Annotated in this window: 20 protein-coding genes; 10 read left to right on the forward strand and 10 right to left on the reverse strand. The window is 66.2% G+C overall.

Annotation, left to right across the window (positions count from 1 at the left end; genetic code table 11):
- Positions 1 to 50: 50 nt before the first annotated feature.
- Complete coding sequence (locus MOE34_RS20315) at positions 51 to 923, forward strand: methylated-DNA--[protein]-cysteine S-methyltransferase (protein WP_242219264.1); 873 nt, start codon at positions 51 to 53, stop codon at positions 921 to 923.
- A 57-nt stretch (positions 924 to 980) separates the two neighbouring features.
- On the opposite strand, the gene MOE34_RS20320 is transcribed toward MOE34_RS20315, so the two are convergent.
- The 6 genes from MOE34_RS20320 to mepA all read right to left on the reverse strand — a co-directional run bounded on the left by MOE34_RS20320 (position 981) and on the right by mepA (position 7002).
- The gene (locus MOE34_RS20320) at positions 981 to 1616 is read right to left on the reverse strand and encodes a 2,3-bisphosphoglycerate-dependent phosphoglycerate mutase (RefSeq protein ID WP_242219267.1); all 636 of its coding nucleotides are present in this window, start codon (positions 1614 to 1616) and stop codon (positions 981 to 983) included.
- A 23-nt stretch (positions 1617 to 1639) separates the two neighbouring features.
- Positions 1640 to 2458 (reverse strand): 4-hydroxy-tetrahydrodipicolinate reductase, encoded by an 819-nt coding sequence (gene dapB, locus MOE34_RS20325; protein ID WP_242219268.1) that lies wholly within the window; start codon positions 2456 to 2458, stop codon positions 1640 to 1642.
- Positions 2459 to 2480: 22 nt separating this feature from the next.
- Complete coding sequence (locus MOE34_RS20330; protein ID WP_242219271.1) at positions 2481 to 4274, reverse strand: ABC transporter ATP-binding protein; 1794 nt, start codon at positions 4272 to 4274, stop codon at positions 2481 to 2483.
- Positions 4275 to 4394: 120 nt separating this feature from the next.
- Positions 4395 to 5420 carry a glucokinase gene (locus MOE34_RS20335; RefSeq protein WP_242219273.1) on the reverse strand — a complete coding sequence of 342 codons (1026 nt, stop codon included), beginning with the start codon at positions 5418 to 5420 and terminating at the stop codon, positions 4395 to 4397.
- Between the two features lie 53 nt (positions 5421 to 5473).
- Positions 5474 to 5854, reverse strand: coding sequence for a methylglyoxal synthase (locus MOE34_RS20340; RefSeq protein ID WP_160786768.1), 381 nt, complete (start codon positions 5852 to 5854; stop codon positions 5474 to 5476).
- 83 nt (positions 5855 to 5937) lie between these two features.
- Entirely contained in the window at positions 5938 to 7002 is a 1065-nt protein-coding gene (gene mepA / locus MOE34_RS20345; RefSeq protein ID WP_431522449.1) for a penicillin-insensitive murein endopeptidase, read from the reverse strand.
- Between the two features lie 195 nt (positions 7003 to 7197).
- Between mepA and MOE34_RS20350 the strand changes: the two genes are divergently transcribed.
- The 7 genes from MOE34_RS20350 (at position 7198) to MOE34_RS20380 (ending at position 15792) form a co-directional block, all read left to right on the forward strand.
- A complete protein-coding gene (locus MOE34_RS20350) occupies positions 7198 to 9048 on the forward strand; it encodes an extracellular solute-binding protein (RefSeq protein ID WP_242219277.1) in 1851 nt (616 codons plus the stop codon).
- 149 nt (positions 9049 to 9197) lie between these two features.
- The gene (locus tag MOE34_RS20355; protein WP_242219279.1) at positions 9198 to 10274 is read left to right on the forward strand and encodes a microcin C ABC transporter permease YejB; all 1077 of its coding nucleotides are present in this window, start codon (positions 9198 to 9200) and stop codon (positions 10272 to 10274) included.
- A complete protein-coding gene (locus MOE34_RS20360; RefSeq protein WP_242219281.1) occupies positions 10274 to 11413 on the forward strand; it encodes an ABC transporter permease in 1140 nt (379 codons plus the stop codon). Before MOE34_RS20355 ends, MOE34_RS20360 begins: the two co-directional genes overlap by 1 nt.
- Positions 11410 to 13044: an ABC transporter ATP-binding protein gene (locus MOE34_RS20365; RefSeq protein WP_242219283.1), complete on the forward strand. Its 1635-nt coding sequence runs from the start codon at positions 11410 to 11412 to the stop codon at positions 13042 to 13044. Before MOE34_RS20360 ends, MOE34_RS20365 begins: the two co-directional genes overlap by 4 nt.
- A gap of 11 nt (positions 13045 to 13055) precedes the next feature.
- Positions 13056 to 14015 (forward strand): 2-hydroxyacid dehydrogenase, encoded by a 960-nt coding sequence (locus tag MOE34_RS20370; protein ID WP_242219285.1) that lies wholly within the window; start codon positions 13056 to 13058, stop codon positions 14013 to 14015.
- Positions 14016 to 14018: 3 nt separating this feature from the next.
- Complete coding sequence (gene ybaK, locus MOE34_RS20375) at positions 14019 to 14492, forward strand: Cys-tRNA(Pro) deacylase (RefSeq protein WP_242219287.1); 474 nt, start codon at positions 14019 to 14021, stop codon at positions 14490 to 14492.
- A gap of 61 nt (positions 14493 to 14553) precedes the next feature.
- On the forward strand, positions 14554 to 15792 hold the full coding sequence (locus tag MOE34_RS20380; RefSeq protein ID WP_242219289.1) for an aminopeptidase: 1239 nt from the start codon (positions 14554 to 14556) through the stop codon (positions 15790 to 15792).
- 6 nt (positions 15793 to 15798) lie between these two features.
- Here the strand turns inward: MOE34_RS20380 and MOE34_RS20385 are convergent, their stop codons facing one another.
- From MOE34_RS20385 to MOE34_RS20395, 3 genes are all read right to left on the reverse strand, one after another.
- The gene (locus MOE34_RS20385) at positions 15799 to 16389 is read right to left on the reverse strand and encodes an NAD(P)H-dependent oxidoreductase (RefSeq protein ID WP_242219291.1); all 591 of its coding nucleotides are present in this window, start codon (positions 16387 to 16389) and stop codon (positions 15799 to 15801) included.
- A 7-nt stretch (positions 16390 to 16396) separates the two neighbouring features.
- A complete protein-coding gene (xseA, locus tag MOE34_RS20390) occupies positions 16397 to 17977 on the reverse strand; it encodes an exodeoxyribonuclease VII large subunit (RefSeq protein ID WP_242219293.1) in 1581 nt (526 codons plus the stop codon).
- A 67-nt stretch (positions 17978 to 18044) separates the two neighbouring features.
- Positions 18045 to 19877: a hypothetical protein gene (locus MOE34_RS20395; protein WP_242219295.1), complete on the reverse strand. Its 1833-nt coding sequence runs from the start codon at positions 19875 to 19877 to the stop codon at positions 18045 to 18047.
- A gap of 115 nt (positions 19878 to 19992) precedes the next feature.
- On the opposite strand from MOE34_RS20395, the gene MOE34_RS20400 reads away from it, so the two are divergent.
- Complete coding sequence (locus MOE34_RS20400) at positions 19993 to 20991, forward strand: glycosyltransferase (RefSeq protein ID WP_242219297.1); 999 nt, start codon at positions 19993 to 19995, stop codon at positions 20989 to 20991.
- A complete protein-coding gene (locus MOE34_RS20405) occupies positions 20988 to 21377 on the forward strand; it encodes a GtrA family protein (protein WP_242219299.1) in 390 nt (129 codons plus the stop codon). The genes MOE34_RS20400 and MOE34_RS20405 overlap by 4 nt, the downstream gene beginning before the upstream one ends.
- On the opposite strand, the gene MOE34_RS20410 is transcribed toward MOE34_RS20405, so the two are convergent.
- On the reverse strand, positions 21335 to 22135 hold the full coding sequence (locus MOE34_RS20410; protein ID WP_242219301.1) for a helix-turn-helix domain-containing protein: 801 nt from the start codon (positions 22133 to 22135) through the stop codon (positions 21335 to 21337). The genes MOE34_RS20405 and MOE34_RS20410 overlap by 43 nt on opposite strands.
- Between the last annotated feature and the right edge of the window lie 91 nt (positions 22136 to 22226).

Consider the following 22226-nt stretch of genomic DNA (forward strand, 5'->3'; position numbering starts at 1 on the left):
GTGGCGGGCGCGCCAAGGGCGTGCTTTTCTGGCGGCACAGGAGAAAAGCGATGAACATTGCCGCGACTTTGCAAACCGACATCACGCCTGAGGGCGACGACTACGCGACCGTCCGCCGGGTCATCGAGATGATCACCGAGGATTATCGCGCCCAGCCGGGCCTTGAAGACATTGCAAGCCGGCTCGGCCAGTCGCCGACGCAGTTGCAGAAGACCTTCACCCGCTGGGCCGGGCTTTCGCCGAAAGCCTTCCTGCAGGCCGTGACGCTCGACCATGCCAAGCGCCTCTTGCGCCAGGAGGAACTGCCGCTGCTCGAAACGAGCTTCGAGGTGGGCCTTTCCGGTCCCGGCCGGCTGCACGATCTCTTTGTCACGCATGAGGCCATGTCGCCGGGTGAGTGGAAGGCGCGCGGCGCGGGCCTGACGATCCGCTACGGTCTGCATCCCTCGCCCTTCGGCCGGGCATTGGTCATGATCACCGACCGGGGCCTTGCCGGCCTCGCCTTCACCGACGAGCCGGGCGGCATGGATGCCTTCGAGGACATGTCCTCCCGTTGGCCGAATGCCCATTATGTCGAGGATAGCGGTGCGACGGCCGCCTATGCCGCGCGTGTCTTCGATCCGAAGCGCTGGGATCCGAAGGAGCCGCTGCGCGTGGTGCTGATCGGCTCGGATTTCCAGGTCCGCGTCTGGCAGGCGCTGCTGCGCATCCCCATGGGATGTGCCGTCACCTATTCCTCCATCGCCGAAGGCCTCGGCCAGCCGACGGCTTCACGTGCCGTCGGCGCGGCGGTCGGCCGCAACCCCATTTCCTTCGTGGTCCCCTGCCACCGTGCGCTGGGCAAGAGCGGCGCGCTGACCGGCTATCATTGGGGCCTCACACGCAAGCGGGCCATGCTGGGCTGGGAATCGGGCAAGGCCTGAAACGCAAAAAGGCCGGCGAGAGCCGGCCTTTTCCGTTGGAGGCGGTGGGCAGAGCGCTCAATGCGCGCCCGACATGTCCCCGAGCACGTTCTTCGACTTCACCGTCGAATCGGCGTTCAGCGTGTAGACCATCGGCACGCCGGTCGCGAGATTCAGCTTCAGGATCTCGTCCTTCGTCAGCTTGTCGAGCACCATGACGAGCGAGCGCAGCGAGTTGCCGTGGGCGGCGACCAGCACCTTTTCGCCGCGCAGCACGCGGGGCAGGATTTCCGTGAGGTAGTAGGGCCAGACGCGTGCGCCGGTGTCGCGCAGGCTTTCGCCGCCCGGCGGCGGGATGTCGTAGGAGCGGCGCCAGATATGGACCTGCTCCTCGCCCCACTTGGCACGGGCATCGTCCTTGTTGAGACCGGAGAGGTCGCCGTAGTCGCGCTCGTTGAGGGCCTGGTCGCGGATCGTCTCGAGGCCCGGCTGGCCGATCTGGTCGAGGATGAGCTTCAGCGTCTTCTGCGCGCGGGTGAGGTCGGAGGTGAACGCGATGTCGAACTTGATACCCGTGTCGGCGAGCGCCTTGCCACCGGTCTTGGCCTCTTCGACACCGAGGTCGGTGAGATCAGGGTCGCGCCAGCCGGTGAAGAGGTTTTTCAGGTTCCATTCGCTCTGGCCGTGGCGAACGAGGACGAGGGTTCCGCTCATATGGTCTGTCTCCTGATGCTGATTTAGTTGAGCCCGAGCACGTCGAGCATGGAATAGAGGCCGGGCTTCTTCTCACGCGCCCAGAGCGCCGCCTTGACGGCGCCGCGGGCGAAGATCGAGCGATCCGTCGCGCTGTGCGACAGCGTTACCGTCTCGCCCTCGCCGGCAAGCAGCACCGAATGTTCGCCGATGACGGAGCCGCCGCGCAGCGTGGCGAAGCCGATCGTGCCGGCGGGGCGCGGGCCAGTATGGCCGTCGCGCACGCGTACCGAATTTTCCGCCAGCGAAATGCCGCGCCCCTTGGCGGCGGCGTTGCCGAGCAGCAGCGCGGTGCCCGAGGGGGCGTCGACCTTGTGCCTGTGGTGCATTTCCAGCACCTCGATGTCCCATTCGGCGGCGTCGAGCGCGCGTGCGGCCGTCTCGGACAGCACGCCGAGCAGATTGACGCCGAGGCTCATGTTTCCTGACTTCACGATGCGCGCATGACGGGCGGCGGCCTTGATCTTCTCGCCGTCCGCCGCCGAGCAGCCGGTGGTGCCGATGACGTGCACGATGCGCGCCTGCGCGGCAAGGCCGGCGAATTCGATGGTGGCGGCGGGGGCCGTGAAGTCGAGCACGCCCTCGGCCGCTACGAAGACTTCCAGCGGCTTGTCGGTGACGGGAACGCCGATCGGGCCGAGGCCGGCGAGTTCCCCGGCGTCGCGGCCGACGAAGGGCGAGCCCTCACGCTCGATGGCGGCAAAGACCTCCGCGCCCTCGATGGCGTGGATGGTGCGGATGAGCGTCTGGCCCATGCGGCCCGCGGCGCCTACGACGACCAGCTTCATTGCGTTGCCGCTCATGTCTTTCCGTCCTGTCCTGTGATTACGTGCCCGTGCTGCCGGCGGGCGCCTGAAGGTTGTTGAGGCGAGCGTAAAGGCCGTTCTCGCGGGCCGCAAGCGCGGCATGCGTGCCCTCCTCGGCGACCATGCCGTCCTGCATGACGATGATCTTGTCGGCGCGCACGACGGTCGAAAGGCGATGGGCGATGACGACGACGGTGCGCCCGCTCATCGCCTCGTCCAGCGCCTTCTGCACGGCCTGTTCCGATTCGGTGTCGAGCGCGGAGGTCGCCTCGTCGAGCAGGAGGATCGGCGCGTTGCGCACCAGTGCGCGGGCAATCGAGAGCCGCTGCCGCTGGCCGCCGGAAAGCGTCACGCCGTTCTCGCCGACGGGTGTGTCGTAGCCGAGCGGCTGGGCGAGGATGAAATCATGCGCATAGGCATGGCGCGCGGCTTCCTCGATTTCGGCGTCCGTCGCATCCGGACGGCCGTAGCGGATGTTGTCGCGAATCGTGCCCTCGAAGAGATAGGGCTGCTGCGAGACATAGGCGATGCCGTTGCGGAGCGACTGCTTGGTCACATGGGCGATATCCTGCCCGTCGATCAGGATCGCGCCTTCCGTGGGATCGTAGAAGCGCGGGATGAGGCTGATCACGGTGGACTTGCCCGCGCCGGACGGGCCGACGAGCGCCGTCGTCCTGCCGCCCTCGGCGGTGAAGGAAACGCCCTTGAGGATCGTCTCGTTTTCCGAATAGCCGAAGCGCACGTTGTCGAAGCGGATCGTCGCGTCGGAAATGGCGAGCGATCCGGCGTCGGCCCGGTCGGCCTGGCGCGGCTTCAGGTCGAGGATCTCGTAGATCATGCGGGCGTTGACGGCGGCGCGCTCCAGCGAGACCTGCAGGCGGGCGAGGCGGCGGGCCGGGTCGTAGGCCATCAGCAGCGCGGCCACGAAGGCGAAGAAGGCGCCGGGCATAACGCCGGCATAGATCGAGCGATAGGCGGCATAGGCGAGCACGCCCGAGATGGCGAAGCCCGCGAAAGTCTCGGTCATCGGCGCGGTGCGCTCGGTCAGCCGCGCGATGCGGTTGGAGCGGCTTTCGGCCTCGCCGATGATGGCTTCCACCTTGTTCTTAAGCTCGGCCTCCATGGTGAAGGCCTTGACGATGGTGATGCCCTGGATCGTCTCCTGCATGGCGCCCAGAACGTGGCTGTTCAGCTCCACCGCCTCGCGCGTCGCGTTGCGCAGGCGCTTGGAGACGTAGCGCAGGCCCAGCAGCAGCGGCGGCGCGACCAGGAAGACAAGCAGCGTCAGCAGCCAGTCCTTGGAGATCATCACGCCGATCAGCGCGACGAGGGTCAGCACGTCGCGGGCAAGGGACGTCACCGTCATGTTCAGCACGTCGCGGATGCCGGTGACGTTCTGGCTGATCTGGGCGGCGAGATAGGCCGAGCGCGACTCGTTGTAATAGCTGACGCTGAGCGCCATGAGATGCGAATAGAGCCGGCGCTGGTAGCGCGCGACGATGTTGTTGCCGATCTTGGAGAGGATGACGGCTTCGTAATAGGTCGCGATGCCGCGCAGCACGAAGGCGGCGAAGATCGCGCCGCAGATGATCATGACGAGGTCGGCGCGCTTGTTGGCGAAAGCCTCGTTGACGACCGATTCCATGATCCAGGCGGTGAAGGCCGTCGTCAGCGCCACGACCATGAGGCAGGCGATGGCCACGGCGTAGCCGCGTACATGTTCACGGCCGTTTTCGGCGATGACGCGCTTGAGCACGGTGGCGACGGTGTCGGCGCTGACGGGATGGCGCTCGGAGCGACTCTTATCGGCCAATGGCTTGACTTTCCTGCACTGTCTCGACGGCGGCCGGCTGAAACCGGCCCCTTGGCCGCTCTATAGGGGGTCGGTCCGCCTTTGGCGAGTCCGCGCGGCGGTGAAGCTGCGCCGCGGCCGTCACCTTTTCCAGTGGCGTCCCTCGGTTGCAACACCGAATCGGTCCGGCATGCGGGCGAAGGCGGCAAGGCCGGCGAGCGCGGCGACCGGATGGGTGACGACATAGGTCGGGATCGAGGCGAGGAGCGCGCTGTGCGGCGCCTTGTCCTCGAAGGCCGCGCGGAATTCCGGCCCGCGCAGCGCGGGAAGGATCTTCTGCGAGATGCCGCCGGCCAGGAACACGCCGCCCTTGGCCATGAAGATCATCGCCATGTCGCCGGCGACACGGCCGAGATAGGTCGAGAACAGCGAGACGGTCTCGATGGCCATGCGGTCTTCCTGCGCCAGCGCCTTGGCGGTGACGTCGGCGGGCGTTTCAAGCGTCGCGTCGACGCCGTCGGCGGCGGCGATGGCGTGGTAGATGTTCATGATGCCGCGCCCGCACAGGAGCTGCTCGGCGGAGATGCGCCCCTCGATGGGTTCGAGGAAGGGCCAGATCCGGTAGTCGCGCTCGCTGCGCGGGCCGACATCGACATGGCCGCCCTCGCCGGGAACCGGAATCCAGCTCTGGCGCGCGTGGACGAGACCGGCGACGCCGAGGCCGGTGCCGGGGCCGAGCACGGCGCGCGAGGCCGAATGGCGCTCGATGCCGGGGCCGATCTTCTCCCGGTCCTCGTCGCCGAGCGAGGCGACGGCGAGCGCCTGCGCCTCGAAATCGTTGACGAGCACCACGTCCTCGAAGCCGAGATTGGCGATCATGTCGCGCGGGCGCACCACCCAGGGGCAATTGGTCAGCGGCACCTCGTCGCCCTCGATGGGACCGGCGAGCGCCAGGATCGCCGAGCGCGGCTGCACCGAGGTCGTATCGAGGATGCAGCGCTGCAGCGCATCGTCGATATTCGGGAAATCCGCCGTCTGGACGATGGGGAACTGCTTCGGCTCGGCGAAGGCGTCGATGAGCAGCGCGAAGCGTGCATTGGTGCCGCCGATATCGCCGACGAGGATGGGGAAGGGGAGGTTCGTGTCGTTGTCGCCCGGCCGTGCCATCAAGCTGTCCCGTTCGTTGTAGGTGGGTGATCCGTTGTCGCCGTAAATTGCCGTCAATCGGCCGCGAAGTCGAGGAGCTGTTCGGCCGTCGCCCGGTTCAGCGCCATCGGAATGTCGTAGACGATGGCGAGCCGCATCAGCGCCTTCACGTCCACGTCATGCGGCATGGGGGTCAGCGGATCGACGAAGAAGATGAGGAGATCGACCTCGCCGGTCGCGATCAGCGCGCCGATCTGCTGGTCGCCGCCGAGGGGGCCGCTCTTCAGGCGCGTCACGTCGAGGCCGGGGCAGGCCTCCAGCACCCGGCCGCCGGTCGTGCCGGTTGCCACGATCTTCGCCTGCGACAGCACCTTTTCGTGCTGTGCGGCAAAGGCCGCCATGTCGTCCTTCTTCTCGTCATGCGCGATGAGCGCAATGCATTTCCGGCGCGACATGGGCGTTCCTCGATGATTTTAAATCGATTTGAACGCCTTATACAAAAGCGGCGGAGCCTTGAAAAGCCCCGCCGCCGGATCGGCTATCGGAACGGTCGCGGAAGGGGGATCGGCACGATGGCCGGCAGCGCCGTGTCGGCGGCGATCACCGCTTCGATGCTGCTGCCCGCATCCCCGCCATTGCCGGAGAAGGCGAGCGCGGTGGAAGTGCCGCCATTGCCCTGATAGGTCACTTCCATCTCGGAAGAGGGCGAGGCGCTGGCGAGAACCGTACCGCAGGCTTTCGGCAGGTCCGACATCTTGACGTACCAGGGCTTTACCGGCTTGGCGTCCTTCTTCGGCTTCGGCTTTTCCCACGGCTCCTTGGTGAACCACCAGGCGAGCGATTTATCGCAGCCGTCGCCGGCCGGCACCCGCGCCTGCGGCTTGCAGCCCGCCGCGCCTTCCGGGCACTTGATGCGGATGTGGAAATGCTCGTCGTGGCCGTAGATCGGCCGCACCTTGCCGAGCAGCGAGCGGTCGCCCTGCCAGGTCTCGCAGAGTTTCTTCTTGATCGCCGGATTGACGAAGACGCGGTCGACCTGCGGATAGCTCGCCGCCTTCATGACGAGGCGGGCATGGGTGGCGGTCCAGCGGCGCGAATCGACCGTCAGGAACCTGCTCTTGTCGAGCATGGAGGTGAAGGGCAGCTTTTCCCGCTCCTCGGCGGACATACGATGGTCCGGCATGGGTGTGAACCAGATGTCCGCGTCGAGGCCGACCTGGTGGGAGGCGTGGCCCGAGAGCATCGGCCCGCCGCGCGGCTGCGATATGTCGCCGAGAAGGAGGCCCGGCCAGCCGAGTTGCTGCGCATCCTGCGAGAACTGCTCCAGCAGCGCGATCATGTTGGGATGACCCCAGCGCCGGTTGCGTGACAGGCGCATTGCCTGCCAGGCCGGGCCGTCCGTCGGGATCGCCACCGCGCCGGCGATGCAGCCCTTGGCATAAGAGCCGTACGGCGCCGACACCATCTTGGCCGGCAGGCGCTTGGCGCCAAACAGTTCCTTGGCCGGCCGTTCCTCGGCCGCAAGCGGCGAGGCGAGCGCGGTCAGCGCAAGGCCGGCGGCGAGAAGGCCGGAAATCAGGCGGGGGGTCAGGCGGGAAAGCATGGAATGGGCTGGCATTATCCGGTCTCGAAGTCGCAATGGTTGCGAAAGATTAAAGGATCATCCTTTCGTCAAGGTGAATCCCTGAGGGCAATAGGCGCGGCAAAAACCGCCGCTTTGATGGCGGGCCTGTCATTTGCCCGGATTTTGCCTATTCTCTCGCCCATGCTTCGGCAGAAGATACGAAAGGGAAACGGAATGCGGGCAGCCTTCGGGAAAATGGTGTTCACCACGGCGCTGGCCTTGTCGCTGGCGCTTGCGGCCGGTGCGAAGGCTGAGGGGACCGCGGAGCCGGTCTGGCACGGCGGCCTTTCCACCATCGGCGAATTGAAGCACCCGGATGGTTTTGCGCATTTCGACTACGTCAATCCCGACGCGCCCAAGGGCGGCGAGCTGAAGCTCTCCGAAACCGGCACCTACGACACGTTCAACCCGATCCTCTCCAAGGGCGAGGCGGCGTCCGGCGTCTCGTCCCTCGTCTTCGACACGTTGCTGAAATCCGCCGAGGACGAGATCACCACCGCCTACGGCCTGCTGGCCGAGGGCGTTTCCTATCCCGACGACATCTCCTCCGCGACCTTCCGTCTTCGGGTCGAGGCGAAATGGGCGGACGGCCAGCCGGTGACGCCCGAGGACGTGATCTTCTCCTTCGAAAAATCGAAGGAGCACAATCCGCTGCTCGCCAATTACTACAAGCATGTCGTCTCGGCAGAGAAGACCGGCGAGCGCGACGTCACCTTCCGCTTCGACGAGAAGAACAACCGCGAGCTTCCGAGCATCCTCGGCCAGTTCCAGATCGTGCCGAAGCACTGGTGGGAGGGAACCGACGCCAAGGGCAACAAGCGCGATATCGGCCGCACGACGCTGGAGCCGGTCATGGGATCCGGCCCCTACAGGATCGCGGCCTTCCAGCCGGGTGGCTCCATCCGCTTCGAGCGGCGCGACGACTATTGGGGCAAGGACCTCAACGTGAATGTCGGCCAGAACAATTTCGACGCGATCACCTACACGTTCTTCGGCGACCGGAACGTGGAGTTCGAGGCCTTCCGCGCCGCCAATGTCGATTTCTACCGCGACAACTCGTCCAGCCACTGGGTAACGGCCTATGATTTCCCTGCTGCAAAGGACGGTCGCATCATCCGCGAGGAAATCGCCAATCCGCTGCGCGCCACCGGCATCATGCAGGCCTTCGTGCCGAACATGCGCCGGGAGAAGTTCAAGGACCAGCGGGTGCGCGAGGCGTTGAACTACGCCTACGACTTCGAGAGCCTGAACCGCAATCTCTCCTTTGGCCGGCTCAACCGCATCGACAGCTATTTCTGGGGCACCGAGCTTGCGTCTTCCGGTCTGCCGGAAGGCCGCGAGAAGGAAATCCTGGAGGAACTGAAGGACAAGGTTCCGCCCGCCGTCTTCACCACGCCCTATGTCAATCCCGTCTCCGGCGACCCGAAGAAGACGCGTGAGAACCTTCGCAAGGCCATGACGCTCTTCAAGGAGGCGGGCTATGAGCTGAAGAACCGCAAGCTGGTGAACGTGAAGACCGGCGAGCCTTTCGCCATCGAGATACTGCTGTCCAACCCCTCGCAGGAGCGCACCGTCCTGCCCTATGTGAAGAGCCTCACCGATATCGGCATCGACGCCCGCATCCGCACGGTCGACGCCTCGCAATATACCAACCGCGTCCGCAGCTTCGACTACGACATGATCTACGGCATCTGGGCGCAGACGCTCGTGCCAGGCAACGAGCAGGTCGACTACTGGGGCTCCTCCTCGGTCGACCAGCAGGGTTCGCGCAACTATGCCGGCATCGCCGATCCCGCCGTCGACGAGCTGATCCGCCGGATCATCTTCGCTCCCGACCGCGCCGAGCTGGTGGCGACCGTCAAGGCGCTGGATCGCGTTCTTCTCGCCCATCATTACGTGGTGCCGATGTTCTATTCCAAGTCGGTGCAGACCGCCTACTGGAACCACCTCGCCCATCCGCAGGAGCTGCCGTATTACGGTCTTGGCTTCCCGGAGGTCTGGTGGTCGAAGAACGCGGCCAAGTGAATTGGTGGAAATGAGCCGGGGCTTGCGCCGCCCGGCGTCCTCGGCTCCATATAGCGGGAACGAATCACCGTCGCGGCAGGCGGCAGAACGGAAGGGTTGGGCTTGACCGGCTGGACATCCATGCAAGCTATCAGGGCGGGTGCTCGCTGATGGGCGCCTATATCCTGCGCCGCATCCTGCTGATGATCCCGACGATCTTCGGCATCATGGCGATTTCCTTTGCGATCGTGCAGTTCGCGCCGGGCGGTCCGGTCGAGCAGGTCATCGCCGACCTGACGAGCCAGGGCGGCGGCGATCGCCTGTCCGGCGGCGGCGACATGCTGCAGGAGGTCGGGCAGGACAGCGCCTATCGCGGCGCGCGCGGCCTCGATCCCGAATTCATCGCCAAGCTGGAAAAGCAGTTCGGCTTCGACAAGCCCCCGCTCGAACGCTTCTTCTCGATGATGTGGGACTATATGCGCTTCGATTTCGGCGAGAGCTTCTTCCGCAACACGGCGGTGCTCGACCTCATCGCGCAGAAGATGCCGGTCTCCATCTCGCTCGGCGTCTGGATCCTCCTCTTCTCCTATGCCATCTCCATCCCGCTCGGCATCCACAAGGCAGTCAAGGATGGCTCGGCCTTCGACGTCTGGACCTCGGGCATCATCATCGTCGGCTATGCGGTGCCGAGCTTCCTTTTCGGCATCCTGCTCATCGTCGTCTTCGCCGGCGGTTCGTTCCTCGACTGGTTCCCGCTGCGCGGCATCGTCTCCGACAATTTTGACAGCCTCGCCTGGTGGCAGAAGCCGCTCGATTACATGTGGCACATGACGTTGCCGCTGATCACCTTGCTGCTTTCCGCCTTCGCCACGACGACGCTTCTGACGAAGAACTCCTTCATCGACGAGATCAAGAAGCAGTATGTCACCACCGCCCGCGCCAAGGGCCTGACCGAGGGCCAGGTGCTCTACGGCCACGTCTTCCGCAATGCCATGCTGATCATCATCGCCGGCTTTCCCGGCGCCTTCATCTCGGCCTTCTTCACGGGCTCGCTGCTGATCGAATATATCTTCTCGCTCGACGGTCTCGGCCGCCTCGGCTACGATTCCATCGTCCGGCGCGACTATCCTATCGTCTTCGCCACGCTCTTCATCTTCTCGCTGATGGGCCTCGTCGTCAGCCTCGTCTCCGACCTCATCTATACCTGGGTCGATCCGCGCATCGATTTCGAGCGGAGGGACGTCTGATGAGCACCGTCACGCATACGACCCCCATCGCCCCGCCACGAAAGGGCCTGCTCTCGCCGACCAACAAGCGGCGCTGGGAGAACTTCAAGGCGAACCGGCGCGGCTACTGGTCGCTCTGGATCTTCCTCGTCATCTTCGTGCTCAGCCTCTTTGCCGAATTCATCGCCAACGACCGGCCGATCCTCGCCTCCTACCGGGGCGAATTGCTCTTCCCCGTCGTCATCGATTACCCGGAAGAAAAATTCGGTGGCTTCCTCGCCGAGACGGACTACCGCTCCGACTTCATCACCGAGGAGATCGAGGCGAATGGCTGGATGATCTGGCCGCCGATCCGCTATTCCTACAGTTCGACCAATTCCAACATCCCGCATTCCGCGCCGACCGCACCGTTCTGGTTGATGTCGAAGGAGGAGCGCTGCGCCGGCTATCCGGCCGGGGCAGACGATCCGAACTGCAATCTCAGCAACCTCAACTGGCTCGGCACGGACGACCAGGCGCGCGACGTGCTCGCCCGCGTCATCTACGGTTTCCGCATCTCCGTGCTCTTCGGCCTCGCGCTGACGATCTGCTCGGCCGTGGTCGGCGTTACGGCCGGTGCCGTGCAGGGCTATTTCGGCGGCTGGACGGACCTCCTGATGCAGCGCTTCATCGAGATCTGGTCCTCGATGCCGGTGCTCTACATCCTGCTCATCATCGCCGCGATCCTGCCGCCTGGCTTCTGGATCCTGCTCGGCATCATGCTGCTCTTCTCCTGGGTCGGCTTCGTCGGCGTGGTGCGCGCCGAGTTCCTGCGCGCGCGCAATTTCGAATATGTCCGGGCCGCGCGGGCGCTGGGCGTCGGCAATGCGACGATCATGTACAGGCATCTCCTGCCGAACGCGATGGTCGCCACGCTCACCTTCCTGCCCTTCATCCTCTCCGGCTCGATCACCACGCTCACCTCGCTCGACTTCCTCGGCTTCGGCATGCCGCCCGGCTCGCCCTCGCTCGGCGAGCTGATCGCGCAGGGCAAGGAGAACCTTCAGGCGCCGTGGCTCGGCCTCACTGCCTTCGTCGTCATGTCCGTCATGCTGTCGCTCTTGATCTTCGTCGGCGAAGCGACGCGCGACGCCTTCGATCCGAGGAAGACCTTCCGGTGAGCGCTCCCGAAACTATCCTTTCCGTCCGCGACCTGTCGGTGGCCTTCCATCAGGGCGGCAACACCTCGCTCGCCGTCGACCGCGTCTCCTTCGAGATCCATCGCGGCGAGGTCGTCGCCCTCGTCGGCGAATCCGGCTCCGGCAAGTCGGTAACGGCGAACTCGATCCTGAAGCTGCTGCCCTATCCCGCCGCAAGCCATCCCTCCGGCGAGATCCTCTTCAAGGGCAAGGACCTCCTGAAGGCCTCGGATGCGGCGCTGCGCGAGGTGCGCGGCAACGACATCACCATGATCTTCCAGGAGCCGATGACCTCGCTCAATCCGCTGCATTCCATCGAGCGGCAGATCGGCGAGATCCTGAAGCTGCACCAGGGCATCGAGGGCGCGGCGGCCCGTATCCGCATTCTGGAACTTCTCAACCAGGTCGGTATCCGCGAGCCGGAAAAGCGCCTTGCCGCCTATCCGCACGAGTTGTCCGGCGGCCAGCGCCAGCGCGTCATGATCGCCATGGCGCTCGCCAACCGCCCGGAACTCCTGATCGCCGACGAGCCGACCACCGCGCTCGACGTCACCGTGCAGGCGCAGATCCTCGAACTCCTGAAAAACCTCAAGGAAGAGCACGGCATGTCCATGCTCTTCATCACCCACGACCTCGGCATCGTGCGAAAATTCGCCGACCGCGTCTGCGTGATGACGAAGGGGAAGATCGTCGAGACCGGCCCGGTCGAAGAAATCTTCTCCAATCCGCAGCACGCCTATACACGCCACCTGCTCGCCTCCGAGCCGAGGGGTGAGCCGCGCCCTGCCGACGACAGCCAGCCCGTCGTCGTGGAGGCGGAGGACGTGAAAGTCTGGTTCCCGATCAAGGCCGGCTTCATGCGCCGCGTCGTCGATCATGTGAAGGCCGTGGACGGCATCGACCTGAAACTGCGCGCCGGCCACACGCTCGGCGTCGTCGGCGAATCCGGCTCCGGCAAGACGACGCTCGGCCTCGCGCTGACGCGCCTCATCTCGTCCAAGGGCCGCATCGCCTTCGTCGGTCAGGATATCGCCGGCCGCACCTTCGCCGAGATGCGGCCGCTGCGCCGGCGCATGCAGATCGTCTTCCAGGATCCCTTCGGCTCGCTCTCGCCGCGCATGTCGGTCGCCGATATCGTCGCGGAGGGGCTGAAGGTCCACGAACCGTCGCTCTCCGAGGCCGAGCGCGACCGCCGTGTCGCCGCCGCGCTTGAGGAAACCGGCCTCGATCCTTCGACCCGCTGGCGCTACCCGCACGAATTCTCCGGCGGCCAGCGCCAGCGCGTCGCCATTGCCCGCGCCATGGTGCTGAAGCCCGAATTCGTCATGCTGGACGAGCCGACCTCGGCGCTCGACATGAGCGTGCAGGCGCAGGTGGTCGAGCTGCTGCGCGACCTGCAGGCCAGGCACAATCTCGCCTATCTCTTCATCAGCCACGACCTTAAGGTCGTGCGGGCGCTCGCCAACGACATCATCGTCATGCGCGGCGGGCGCGTGGTGGAAAAGGGCAGGGCGAAGGATATCATCGAGCGGCCGGGCGAGGCCTATACCAAGGCCCTCATGGCCGCCGCCTTCAACCTCGAAGCCGTGCGCAGCGAGACCATCAGCCAATAGCAGGAACCAGCATGTCGACGAAAAGCCCCGTCATCATCGATCTGAAATTCGATCAGGAGCAGGTCGCCGCCGCGCTCAAGGGTGCTTTCCCCGATCGCGAGGTGATCAACCTGCTGCACCCGGCAAACCGCAACCGCGACCTCTCGGGCATCGACTACGCCGTCGTCTGGAAGCCGGGTGCCGACCTCTTCTCCCGGGCGAAGGACCTCAAGGTCGTCTTCTCGGGTGGCGCGGGCGTCGATCATGTCCTTACGCTGCCCGGCCTGCCGGACGTGCCGCTGGTGCGCTTCGTCGACGAGACGCTGACGACGCGCATGAGCGAATGGGTGGTCATGCAGTGCCTCCTGCACCTTCGCCAGCACGGGGCCTATGAGGCGCAGCGCCAGAAGCGCATCTGGCGTGAACTCAACCAACCGGAGGCGAAGGAGATCACCGTCGGCATCATGGGCTTCGGCGTGCTCGGGCAGGATTCGGCGCGCAAGCTGAAGACGCTCGGCTTCAACGTCATCGGCTGGTCGAAGAGCGGCCGCAAGGTCGAGGGCTTCGAGACCTATGACGAAAAGGGTCTCGACGCCTTCCTCGGCAGGACGGATTTCCTCGTCGGCCTGCTGCCGCTGACACCAGATACACGGAACATCTACAATACCGGCCTCTTCACCCGCCTCAGCCGCAAGGGTCCCTTCGGCGCGCCGGTCTTCATCAATGCCGGCCGCGGCGGCAGCCAGGTCGAGGCGGATATCGTCGCCTCCGTCAACGACGGCACGCTGCACGGGGCCTCGCTCGACGTGTTCCAGCAGGAGCCGCTGCCGCTTGAAAGCCCCTTCTGGTCGATGGATAAGGTCCTCATGACCCCGCATGCCTCCGCCGCCTCCGACGTTGCCGCCCTCTTCCGCCATGTCGCCCAGCAGATCGGGCGGCTGGAAAGCGGCAAGCCGCTGGAATATCTGGTGGATCGTGGCGCGGGCTACTGAGCCATGTCGAAGACCACCCGCGCGACACAGGCCCTGACGAAAGCCGGCGTCGTCTTCACCGTCCACACCTACGACTACGATCCGGGTGCCGACCGTGTCGGCATCCAGGCTGCCGAGGCGCTGGGGGAGGATCCCGCGCGCGTCCTCAAGACGCTGATGGCGGAGGTGGACGGCAAGCCGGTCTGCGTCATCGTGCCCTCGGATCGCGAGGTCAGCATGAAGAGGCTGGCAAGCGCCTTCAAGGGCAAGTCCGCCAACATGATGAAGCCGGCCGATGCCGAGCGGCTGACCGGCTTCGTTGTCGGCGGCATCAGCCCCTTCGGCCAGAAGAAGCAGGTGCCGACCGCCATCGAGGAGGCGGCGCTGGCGCACGAGGCCGTCTACATGAACGGCGGCCAGCGTGGCCTTCAGGTGCGCCTTGCCCCGCGCGATGTGGTGACGGCGCTGAAGGCGATAACCGCGTCCGTCATCGCCTGATCTTCTCATTGCCGCTTCGGCGCACTACGTTTCCCGCATCGATTCCAGAAAGCAGGCTGCCATGACCAATCCCTCCATCGATCCGCAAAAGCTCGAAAAACTCGCCGAAGTCGCCGTGCGCGTCGGCCTCCAGCTCCGCAAGGGGCAGGACCTCGTGATGACCGCGCCGATCGCCGCGCTGCCGCTCGTCCGCCTCATCACCAAGCACGCCTATATGGCCGGCGCGGGCCTCGTCAGCACCTTCTATGCCGATGAGGAGGCGACGCTCGCCCGCTACCGCCATGCCCCGGACGAAAGCTTCGACCGCGCGACGGACTGGCTCTACGAGGGTATGGCCAAGGCTTACGCCAACGGCGCGGCGCGCCTTGCGATTGCCGGCGACAACCCGATGCTGCTTTCGGCCGAGGACCCGGCCAAGGTCGCTCGCGCCAACAAGGCCAATTCGACCGCCTACAAGCCGGCGCTGGAGAAGATCGCCAATTTCGACATCAACTGGAATATCGTCTCCTACCCGAACCCGTCCTGGGCCAGGCAGGTCTTCCCGAACGATCCTGAGAACGTTGCTGTCGAAAAGCTCGCCAATGCCATCTTCGCCGCCTCGCGCGTCGATGTCGCCGATCCGGTCGCCGCCTGGGCGGAGCACAATGCCAACCTTGCCAAGCGCTCGGCCTGGCTGAACGGCCAGCGTTTCTCGGCCCTGCATTTCAAGGGACCGGGTACGGACCTGACGGTCGGCCTCGCCGACGGGCACGAATGGCACGGCGGCGCCTCCACGGCGAAGAACGGCATCACCTGCAACCCGAACATCCCGACGGAAGAGGTCTTCACGACGCCCCATGCGCTGCGGGTGGAAGGCCATGTCTCCTCCACCAAGCCGCTCTCCCACCAGGGCACGCTGATCGACGATATCCAGGTCCGCTTCGAGGGTGGCCGCATCGTCGAGGCGAAAGCGTCGAAGGGCGAGGCGGTGCTGAACAAGGTGCTGGACACGGACGAGGGCGCGCGCCGGCTCGGCGAAGTGGCGCTGGTCCCGCATTCCTCGCCGATCTCGGCGAGCGGCATCCTCTTCTACAACACGCTGTTCGATGAGAATGCCTCCTGCCACATCGCGCTCGGCCAGTGCTATTCCAAGTGCTTCCTCGACGGCGCGGGCCTTTCGCCGGATGAGATTCGCGCGCAGGGCGGCAATGAAAGCCTCATCCATATCGACTGGATGATCGGCTCCGACAAGGTGGATATCGACGGCATCCGCGCGGACGGAAGCCGCGCCCCGGTCATGCGCGCCGGCGAGTGGGCCTGAACCCCGTCAAATCCGGTCGATGAGCTTTTCGACCCTGGCGAGGTGCGCCTTGCGCCTCGCCGCATCGATGCGGTCCATGTCGTGGAGCGTGACCATCCGGAAATCCAGCCCCTTGGCGCAGAAGGCGGCGATGCCGCGCTTCAAGAGGCGTTTTACCGGATTGCCCATGTAGAGGTTGACCACCCACCAGGGCGATCCCGTCGTGGTGAAGGCCCAGAAGAGGTGGATATTGCCGAGCCGCGGCTGGATGCGTCCGCCGTCCGGATCGTTCTCGAAGGCGACGCCCGGTGCGAAGACCCGGTCGAAGAAGCCCTTCAGGATGGCCGGGAAATTGAACCACCATTGCGGAAACACCAGCACCAGCCCGTCCGCCTGTTTCAGCCGGGAGACATAGGGTTCCGCCTCGGATGGATCGTAGGCCGGCTCGAAATAGCGCGCGCGCTCGCAATGGCTGAGCCGTGGGTCGAAGCCTTCGCGGTAGAGGTCGAGCAGGTCGACCGTATGGCCGTTCGCCGTCAGCTTCCGGCGCACCGTCTCGGCGACGCTTGCGGCAAAGCTTTCCTCCAGCGGGTGGGCGAGCACGACAAGGATGCGCATGGCGGCCTCAGAACAGCGAACCCTGGCGCGACGCGGGCTTTACCGCCTCCGCCTTCGCCGGCTTCTTCCTCGGCGCGCCGCCGCCCGATCCGGTAACGGCATCCACCGCGCCGTCGGCGAATTCGATGGCGATGGCGCGGCCGGGGCCGAGTTCCGCCGCGCCCTTGACCGGCGCGCCATCCTCGTCGCGCACCAGCGCATAGCCGCGCTTCAGCACGTTGCGGTAGGAGAGCGACTGCAACACGCGGTCCTGTGCCAGAAGCAGGGCGCGCCGCCGGGAAAGATCGCCGGAAAGCGCGCTTTCGGCCCTGAGCGCAAGGCCGCTCAGCCGGTCGCGGGCGCGTTCCGTCTGTGTCTTGATCCGGGCGGGTGTGGCGCGCAGCGATACGTCGAAAGCCGAAAGCCGGGCGCGAAAATGATCGAGCCGGCGTTCGACGATACGCTCGGCCCTGAGCAGCCGGTCGGCGACGCGCTGGCGGCGCTCGGCGATGCGGGTGATGAGCATGTCGGGCCGCAGATGCGCCGCCGTCCGCTCGAAGGCGCGGCGCTTGTTCGCCGTGTTCATCTGGAGGCCGCGCCCGAGACCGGCCGATGCCTCGTCGAAGCGGCGGCGCGGCAGGGCGAGAAGCTGGTCGAGCGAGGGGAGCGCCCGGGCGAGCGCGCGCACGCCCTGCCGGCGGTTGTCCATCTGGCGGGCCGTCGCCCCGCGCAGCCGCGCGGCGAGCGAGGCGATCTCCGCATCGAGATCGGCCTTCACCGGAACGGCCATTTCGGCCGCGCCCGTCGGCGTCGGCGCGCGGCGGTCGGCGGCGTGATCGATCAGCGTCCAGTCCGTCTCGTGGCCCACGGCGGAGATCAGCGGGATGTGCGAGGCGGCGGCGGCGCGCACCACGATCTCGTCGTTGAAGCTCCAGAGGTCCTCGAGGCTGCCACCGCCGCGCGCGACGATCAGCACGTCCGGCCGCGGGATCGGCCCGAGCGGGTCCAGCGTGTTGAAGCCCTCGATGGCCGCCGCGACCTCCTGGCCGGACCCCTCGCCCTGCACCTTCACGGGCCAGACGACGACATGGACCGGGAAACGGTCGGCGATGCGGTGGAGGATATCGCGGATGACCGCGCCGGTCGGCGAGGTGACGACGCCGATCACCCTCGGCAGGAAGGGCAGCGGCTTCTTGCGGTCCGCATCGAACAGTCCCTCGGCGGCAAGCTTGCGGCGGCGCTCTTCCAGCAGCGCCATCAAAGCGCCCGCGCCGGCCGGCTCCAGCGTCTCGATGACGATCTGGTATTTCGAGGAACCGGGGAAGGTGGTGATCTTGCCCGTGGCGATCACCTCCATGCCTTCTTCCGGCTTGAAGCGCAGGCGCGAGAAGCTGCCCTTCCAGATCACCGCGTCGATGCGGGCCTTGTCGTCCTTCAGCGAGAAATAGGCATGTCCCGAGGAATGCGGGCCGCGATAGCCGGAAATCTCGCCGCGCACCCGCACCTGGTCGAACGCCTGCTCGACGGTGCGCTTGATGGAGCCGGACAGCTCCGACACCGAATATTCGGCAAGGTTCGACGGCGAATCGTTTTCGGAAAAGAAGCTCATGGGGCAAGTGTAGTGCGTTTCGCCCGCGATGACAGGGCGGCGCGCGCGGCATCCCCAGCCTGCGCGCCTATTCCGGCCTTACCCGGTAGAGCCGCAGCGATGCGTTCTCCGTTCCGGCGACCGGCCCCAGATAGTCCGGCACCCTGCCTTTGAGAAGATCGGCATAGAGGCCGCCCGGTTCCGCCTTCGCAAGGTCGCGGGTCTGCGTGTCATCCGGGCAGAAGGCGAGCAGCGTCACATGCGCCCCGCGCAGGAAGGCTTCCGCCTGCCGCGGATTGGAAAGGCCGATATGCAACTCCGTCAGCATGCCGCCCTGGTTCCGGTGGTAAGGCGCGGACAGCACGCGATGGCCCGTATAGCGCAGGATCGGCGCCCCGAGATTGGAGGCCCCGGCGACAACGCCGACAGGCTCGGCGGCAAGCGGTGCGATGGAGGCTTCGGCGATGCAGGAAAGGCGCGGCGCCGGGGCGGTCGACAGGCCGGCGGACAGTTTCTGTTGCGAGCGGCCGGGCAGCATTGCACCGGCCAGCGCCCAGCTCGCGGGCACGGAGGCGAGCGTCAGGGCGATGAAGGCCAGCCCCAGCTTGAGGTTCTTCGGGTCGGCGTTGGAGGCCTTCCGCATATCCGCGATGGCAAGGCCGAGCGGCAGGGCGGAGAGCATGTTGGAGAAGATCGCGCCGCGGATCTGGATGAGCGAGACGGCGAAGGCGACGGCAAGGAGGGCGAACACAAGGAGATGCGCTTCGGCTTTCTCCCCGCGCCGGACGCGCCACAGGCAGACCAGCATGGCGAGAAGGCCGGGCGCGTAGAAGCTGCCGATCGATCCCGGCTCGAGCCTGAACTGCGCCACCGCCGACTGCGCCTCGATGACGCCCGAAAGCCAGAAGGTCTTCAGCAGCGGGTCGAGCGTGTCGAGCGGATTGGCAAGGCAGCCGGGTGCGATGACCAGCACCGCGGCGGCGATGACGACACCCGCGCCGGCAAGGGCGGTGAGCCGGCCGCGGAGAGACCGGCCGCTCGCCAGCGAGGCCGTCAGGAACAGCGCGCCGCCGCCGAGCGTCGCCAGTGCGTAGAAGCCGTAGGAAAGGCTGTCGCAGGTCACCTGTGTATAGCGCGACGGTGCGACGGTGGCGAAGAAGGCAAGCGTGATCGTCAGCGCCAGCGAAAGGCCGAAGGCGGCCGCCGCCTCGCGGAAGGCCGGCCCATGCCAGACCCAGCGCAGCGCGACGACGAGGCAGACCGCGCCGGTCAGCGGTGTCGTTTCCGCGCCGATGGCGATGGCAAGGCCCGAAAGCAGGCCGGCCACCGCATGGTCGCGCGCCCGCATCCCGGGGTCGAGCAGCATGGCGGCGATGCCGGCGACGAGTGCGAGCTGGACATTGTGATGGTCGATGGAGCCGGGCTGGAAGCGGTTGAGCGCCACGACGAAGACCGCGGTCAGCACCAGCGTCGCATGCATCGCCATGGCGCCGCCGAGCCGGTAGGCGGCAAGCCCCATGCCGGCCAGCACAGGCACGACGAGCAGCGCCGGCCAGACCGCGAGCGCGATCGCCTCGGCGTGCGCCTGATCGGTAAACAGTAAGAAGAAGCTGATGAGATTGGCGATGGGCAGATCGACCAGGCGCGACCAGTGCATCAGCGTGCCGCCGTCGAGGCCGAGGCGGTATTGCGTCGTGTCGAACCAGCTCTGTCCGGCGAGAAGGTCGCGCACCACGACGAGCCGCATCGCATCGTCGTTGTCCGCCCCGACATAGTCGGTGGCGAATGGCAGCGAGATGGCGAGTACCAGTGCGATGGCGACGAGGCTGTAGAGGGCGAGCACGCCGGGTGTCAGCCCCTGGCGGCGCGCCGGGGCCTTCGAGGGGGCATCAGAGAGCGCCGCAGGCGTGGATTTCGACACGAACAGCCCTTTCGTCCGCCGTTGGAAGCCAGCCGAAACCTAGCCTTAACCTTCTCAAGAAATAGTAAAATCCGGGGTCGCATAAGGCGGCCTGCCCCTCGGAGAGCGCGCCGTCATGACGCAAGCCTTGCTGGAAGACCTGGATATCGCCGTGCTGCTGCCCTGCTATAACGAGGCGCAGACGATAGGCGACGTCGTGACCGGGTTCCGCGCCGCGCTGCCGACGGCCCGCATCTATGTCTACGACAACAATTCCACCGACACCACGGCGCTACGCGCCGCGCTTGCCGGCGCGACCGTCGTGCGCGAGCGCCGCCAGGGCAAGGGCAACGTGGTGCGCCGCATGTTCTCCGATATCGAGGCGGATATCTATATCATGGCCGACGGCGACGGCACCTATGCCCCTACCGATGCGCCGGAACTGGTCCGCACGCTTGTCACGGAAGGCGCCGACATGGTCGTCGGCACGCGCCGGGGCGTGCATGCCGATGCCGGCCGCCAGGGCCACGCCTTCGGCAACCGCCTCTTCAACACGCTCTACCGCTCGCTCTTCGGCAACGACTTTTCCGATATCTTCTCCGGCTACCGCGCCTTCTCGCGCCGGTTCGCGAAAAGCTTCCCGGCCGTCTCCGGCGGCTTCGAGATCGAGACGGAGATGTCGGTGCATGCCTCGCGGCTGCGCCTGCCGGTCGCCGAACTCGAACTCGACTACGGCCGCCGCCCGGAAGGCTCGCATTCCAAGCTCTCCACCTTCCGCGACGGTGGAAAGATCCTCTGGATGTTCGCCATGCTGATGAAGGAGACGCGTCCCTTCACCTTCTTTGGCGCGATCAGCGGCGGTTTCATGGGAGTGAGCCTCGTCTTCATGGCGCCCGTCCTCCTGGCCTATTTCCAGACCGGCCTCGTCGACCGGATGCCGACCTGGATCTTCTCGCTGGTGCTGATGATGATCTCCTTCCTCGTCTTCTCCGCCGGCATGATCCTCGATTCGCTCGCCCGCGCCCGGGCCGAGCAATTGCGCATCCACTATATGAGCCTGCCTGCCGGCCACGCCGGCCACCGCCGCCCCGCGCGCGCCGCCGAGGAGACGCCGGCGCGCTCGCGCGCGGCATGAGGCGCATCCTCCTCTTCGCGCTCGTTGGCGGCGCCGGCTTCCTCGTCGATGCCGGCGTCCTGGCGCTGCTGCTTCATGCCTCGCCGCTCGGCCCCTTCAGCGCGCGGATTGTCGCCATCGCGGCGGCCATGCTCGTCACCTTCTGGCTGAACCGTACCTTCACCTTCGGCCGCAGCGACCGGAGCCTTGCGGTTGAGGGCACGCGCTACGGCGGCGTCGGCATCAGCGCCGCGCTCCTCAACTATGCGGTCTACGCAGTCATCCTGCTGGTTTTCCCGGCCGTCTGGCCGGTTCTCGCCGTCGCCGTCGCCTCCGTTGTGGCGATGGTCTGGTCCTTCCTCGGCTATTCCCGCTTCGTCTTCGGCGCGTCTGCTTCCTCGAAGTGAGAACGCGTTCCGGCATCGGCCGGGAAGAAGCTCTCGATCAGCACGCCCTGCACCAACGCATCCTGTGCCGAGCCGAAGGAGGTGAGCGTGGTGATCCAGTTGAAGCGCTTCGCGCCGATCTTCATCTCGATGGGCAGGATCGGCAGCCGGTCGCTTTCCGGGAAAGCCTCGAGCGCGGCCTTGATATCCTCCGTTGCCGCCAGCCGCTCGATACGCTTCACGAGCGGGCTGCGCGGCCCCTGAAGCCAGGCCTCGGCGCGGATGCGGCGCACGAGGTCGGCGGCCGATTGCGCCCAGTTGACCACGATGGAGCGCAAGGGCGTCGGGCCGAGATAGGCGTCGAGGAAATTGTCGCCCGGCGCAACCGCGATGCCTGCCATGCCGGCAAGGCCGAGAAAGGCCTGGTTGGCCGTCAGCACGTTGTATTCGTGGTCGAAGACGACGCCTGGATAGGGATCGTGGCGGGCGAGGATCAGGCCGATGGCCTCGGCCACTGCCGGCGGAAAGGCCGAAAGGCTGGCGGCCGGCGCGGTCGCGAAACGCGGCCGGAAGCCGGCGGCGGAAAAGAGCAGGCCCTGGTCGCGCGCGGGAATGTCGAGCACGGCGGAGAGCCGCAGGATCATGCCCTCGGACGGGCGCGCGCGGCCCGTCTCCAGGAAGGAGAGGTGCCGGGCGGAAATGCCCGCCTCGCTCGCCAGCTCCAACTGGCTGAGACGCCGGTGGCTGCGCCATTCCTTGAGATGTTCGCCGAATTCCATGCGTGCCTCCCTGCGTGTCCGCCGCAATAGACAGGAGAGGCGGCGGAATTTCCATTACCTCCAAGGTAATTGGTTTGCCTCCTTCGCCGAG

It is taken from the genome of Shinella zoogloeoides (genome assembly GCF_022682305.1).
GTDB lineage: Bacteria > Pseudomonadota > Alphaproteobacteria > Rhizobiales > Rhizobiaceae > Shinella > Shinella zoogloeoides_B.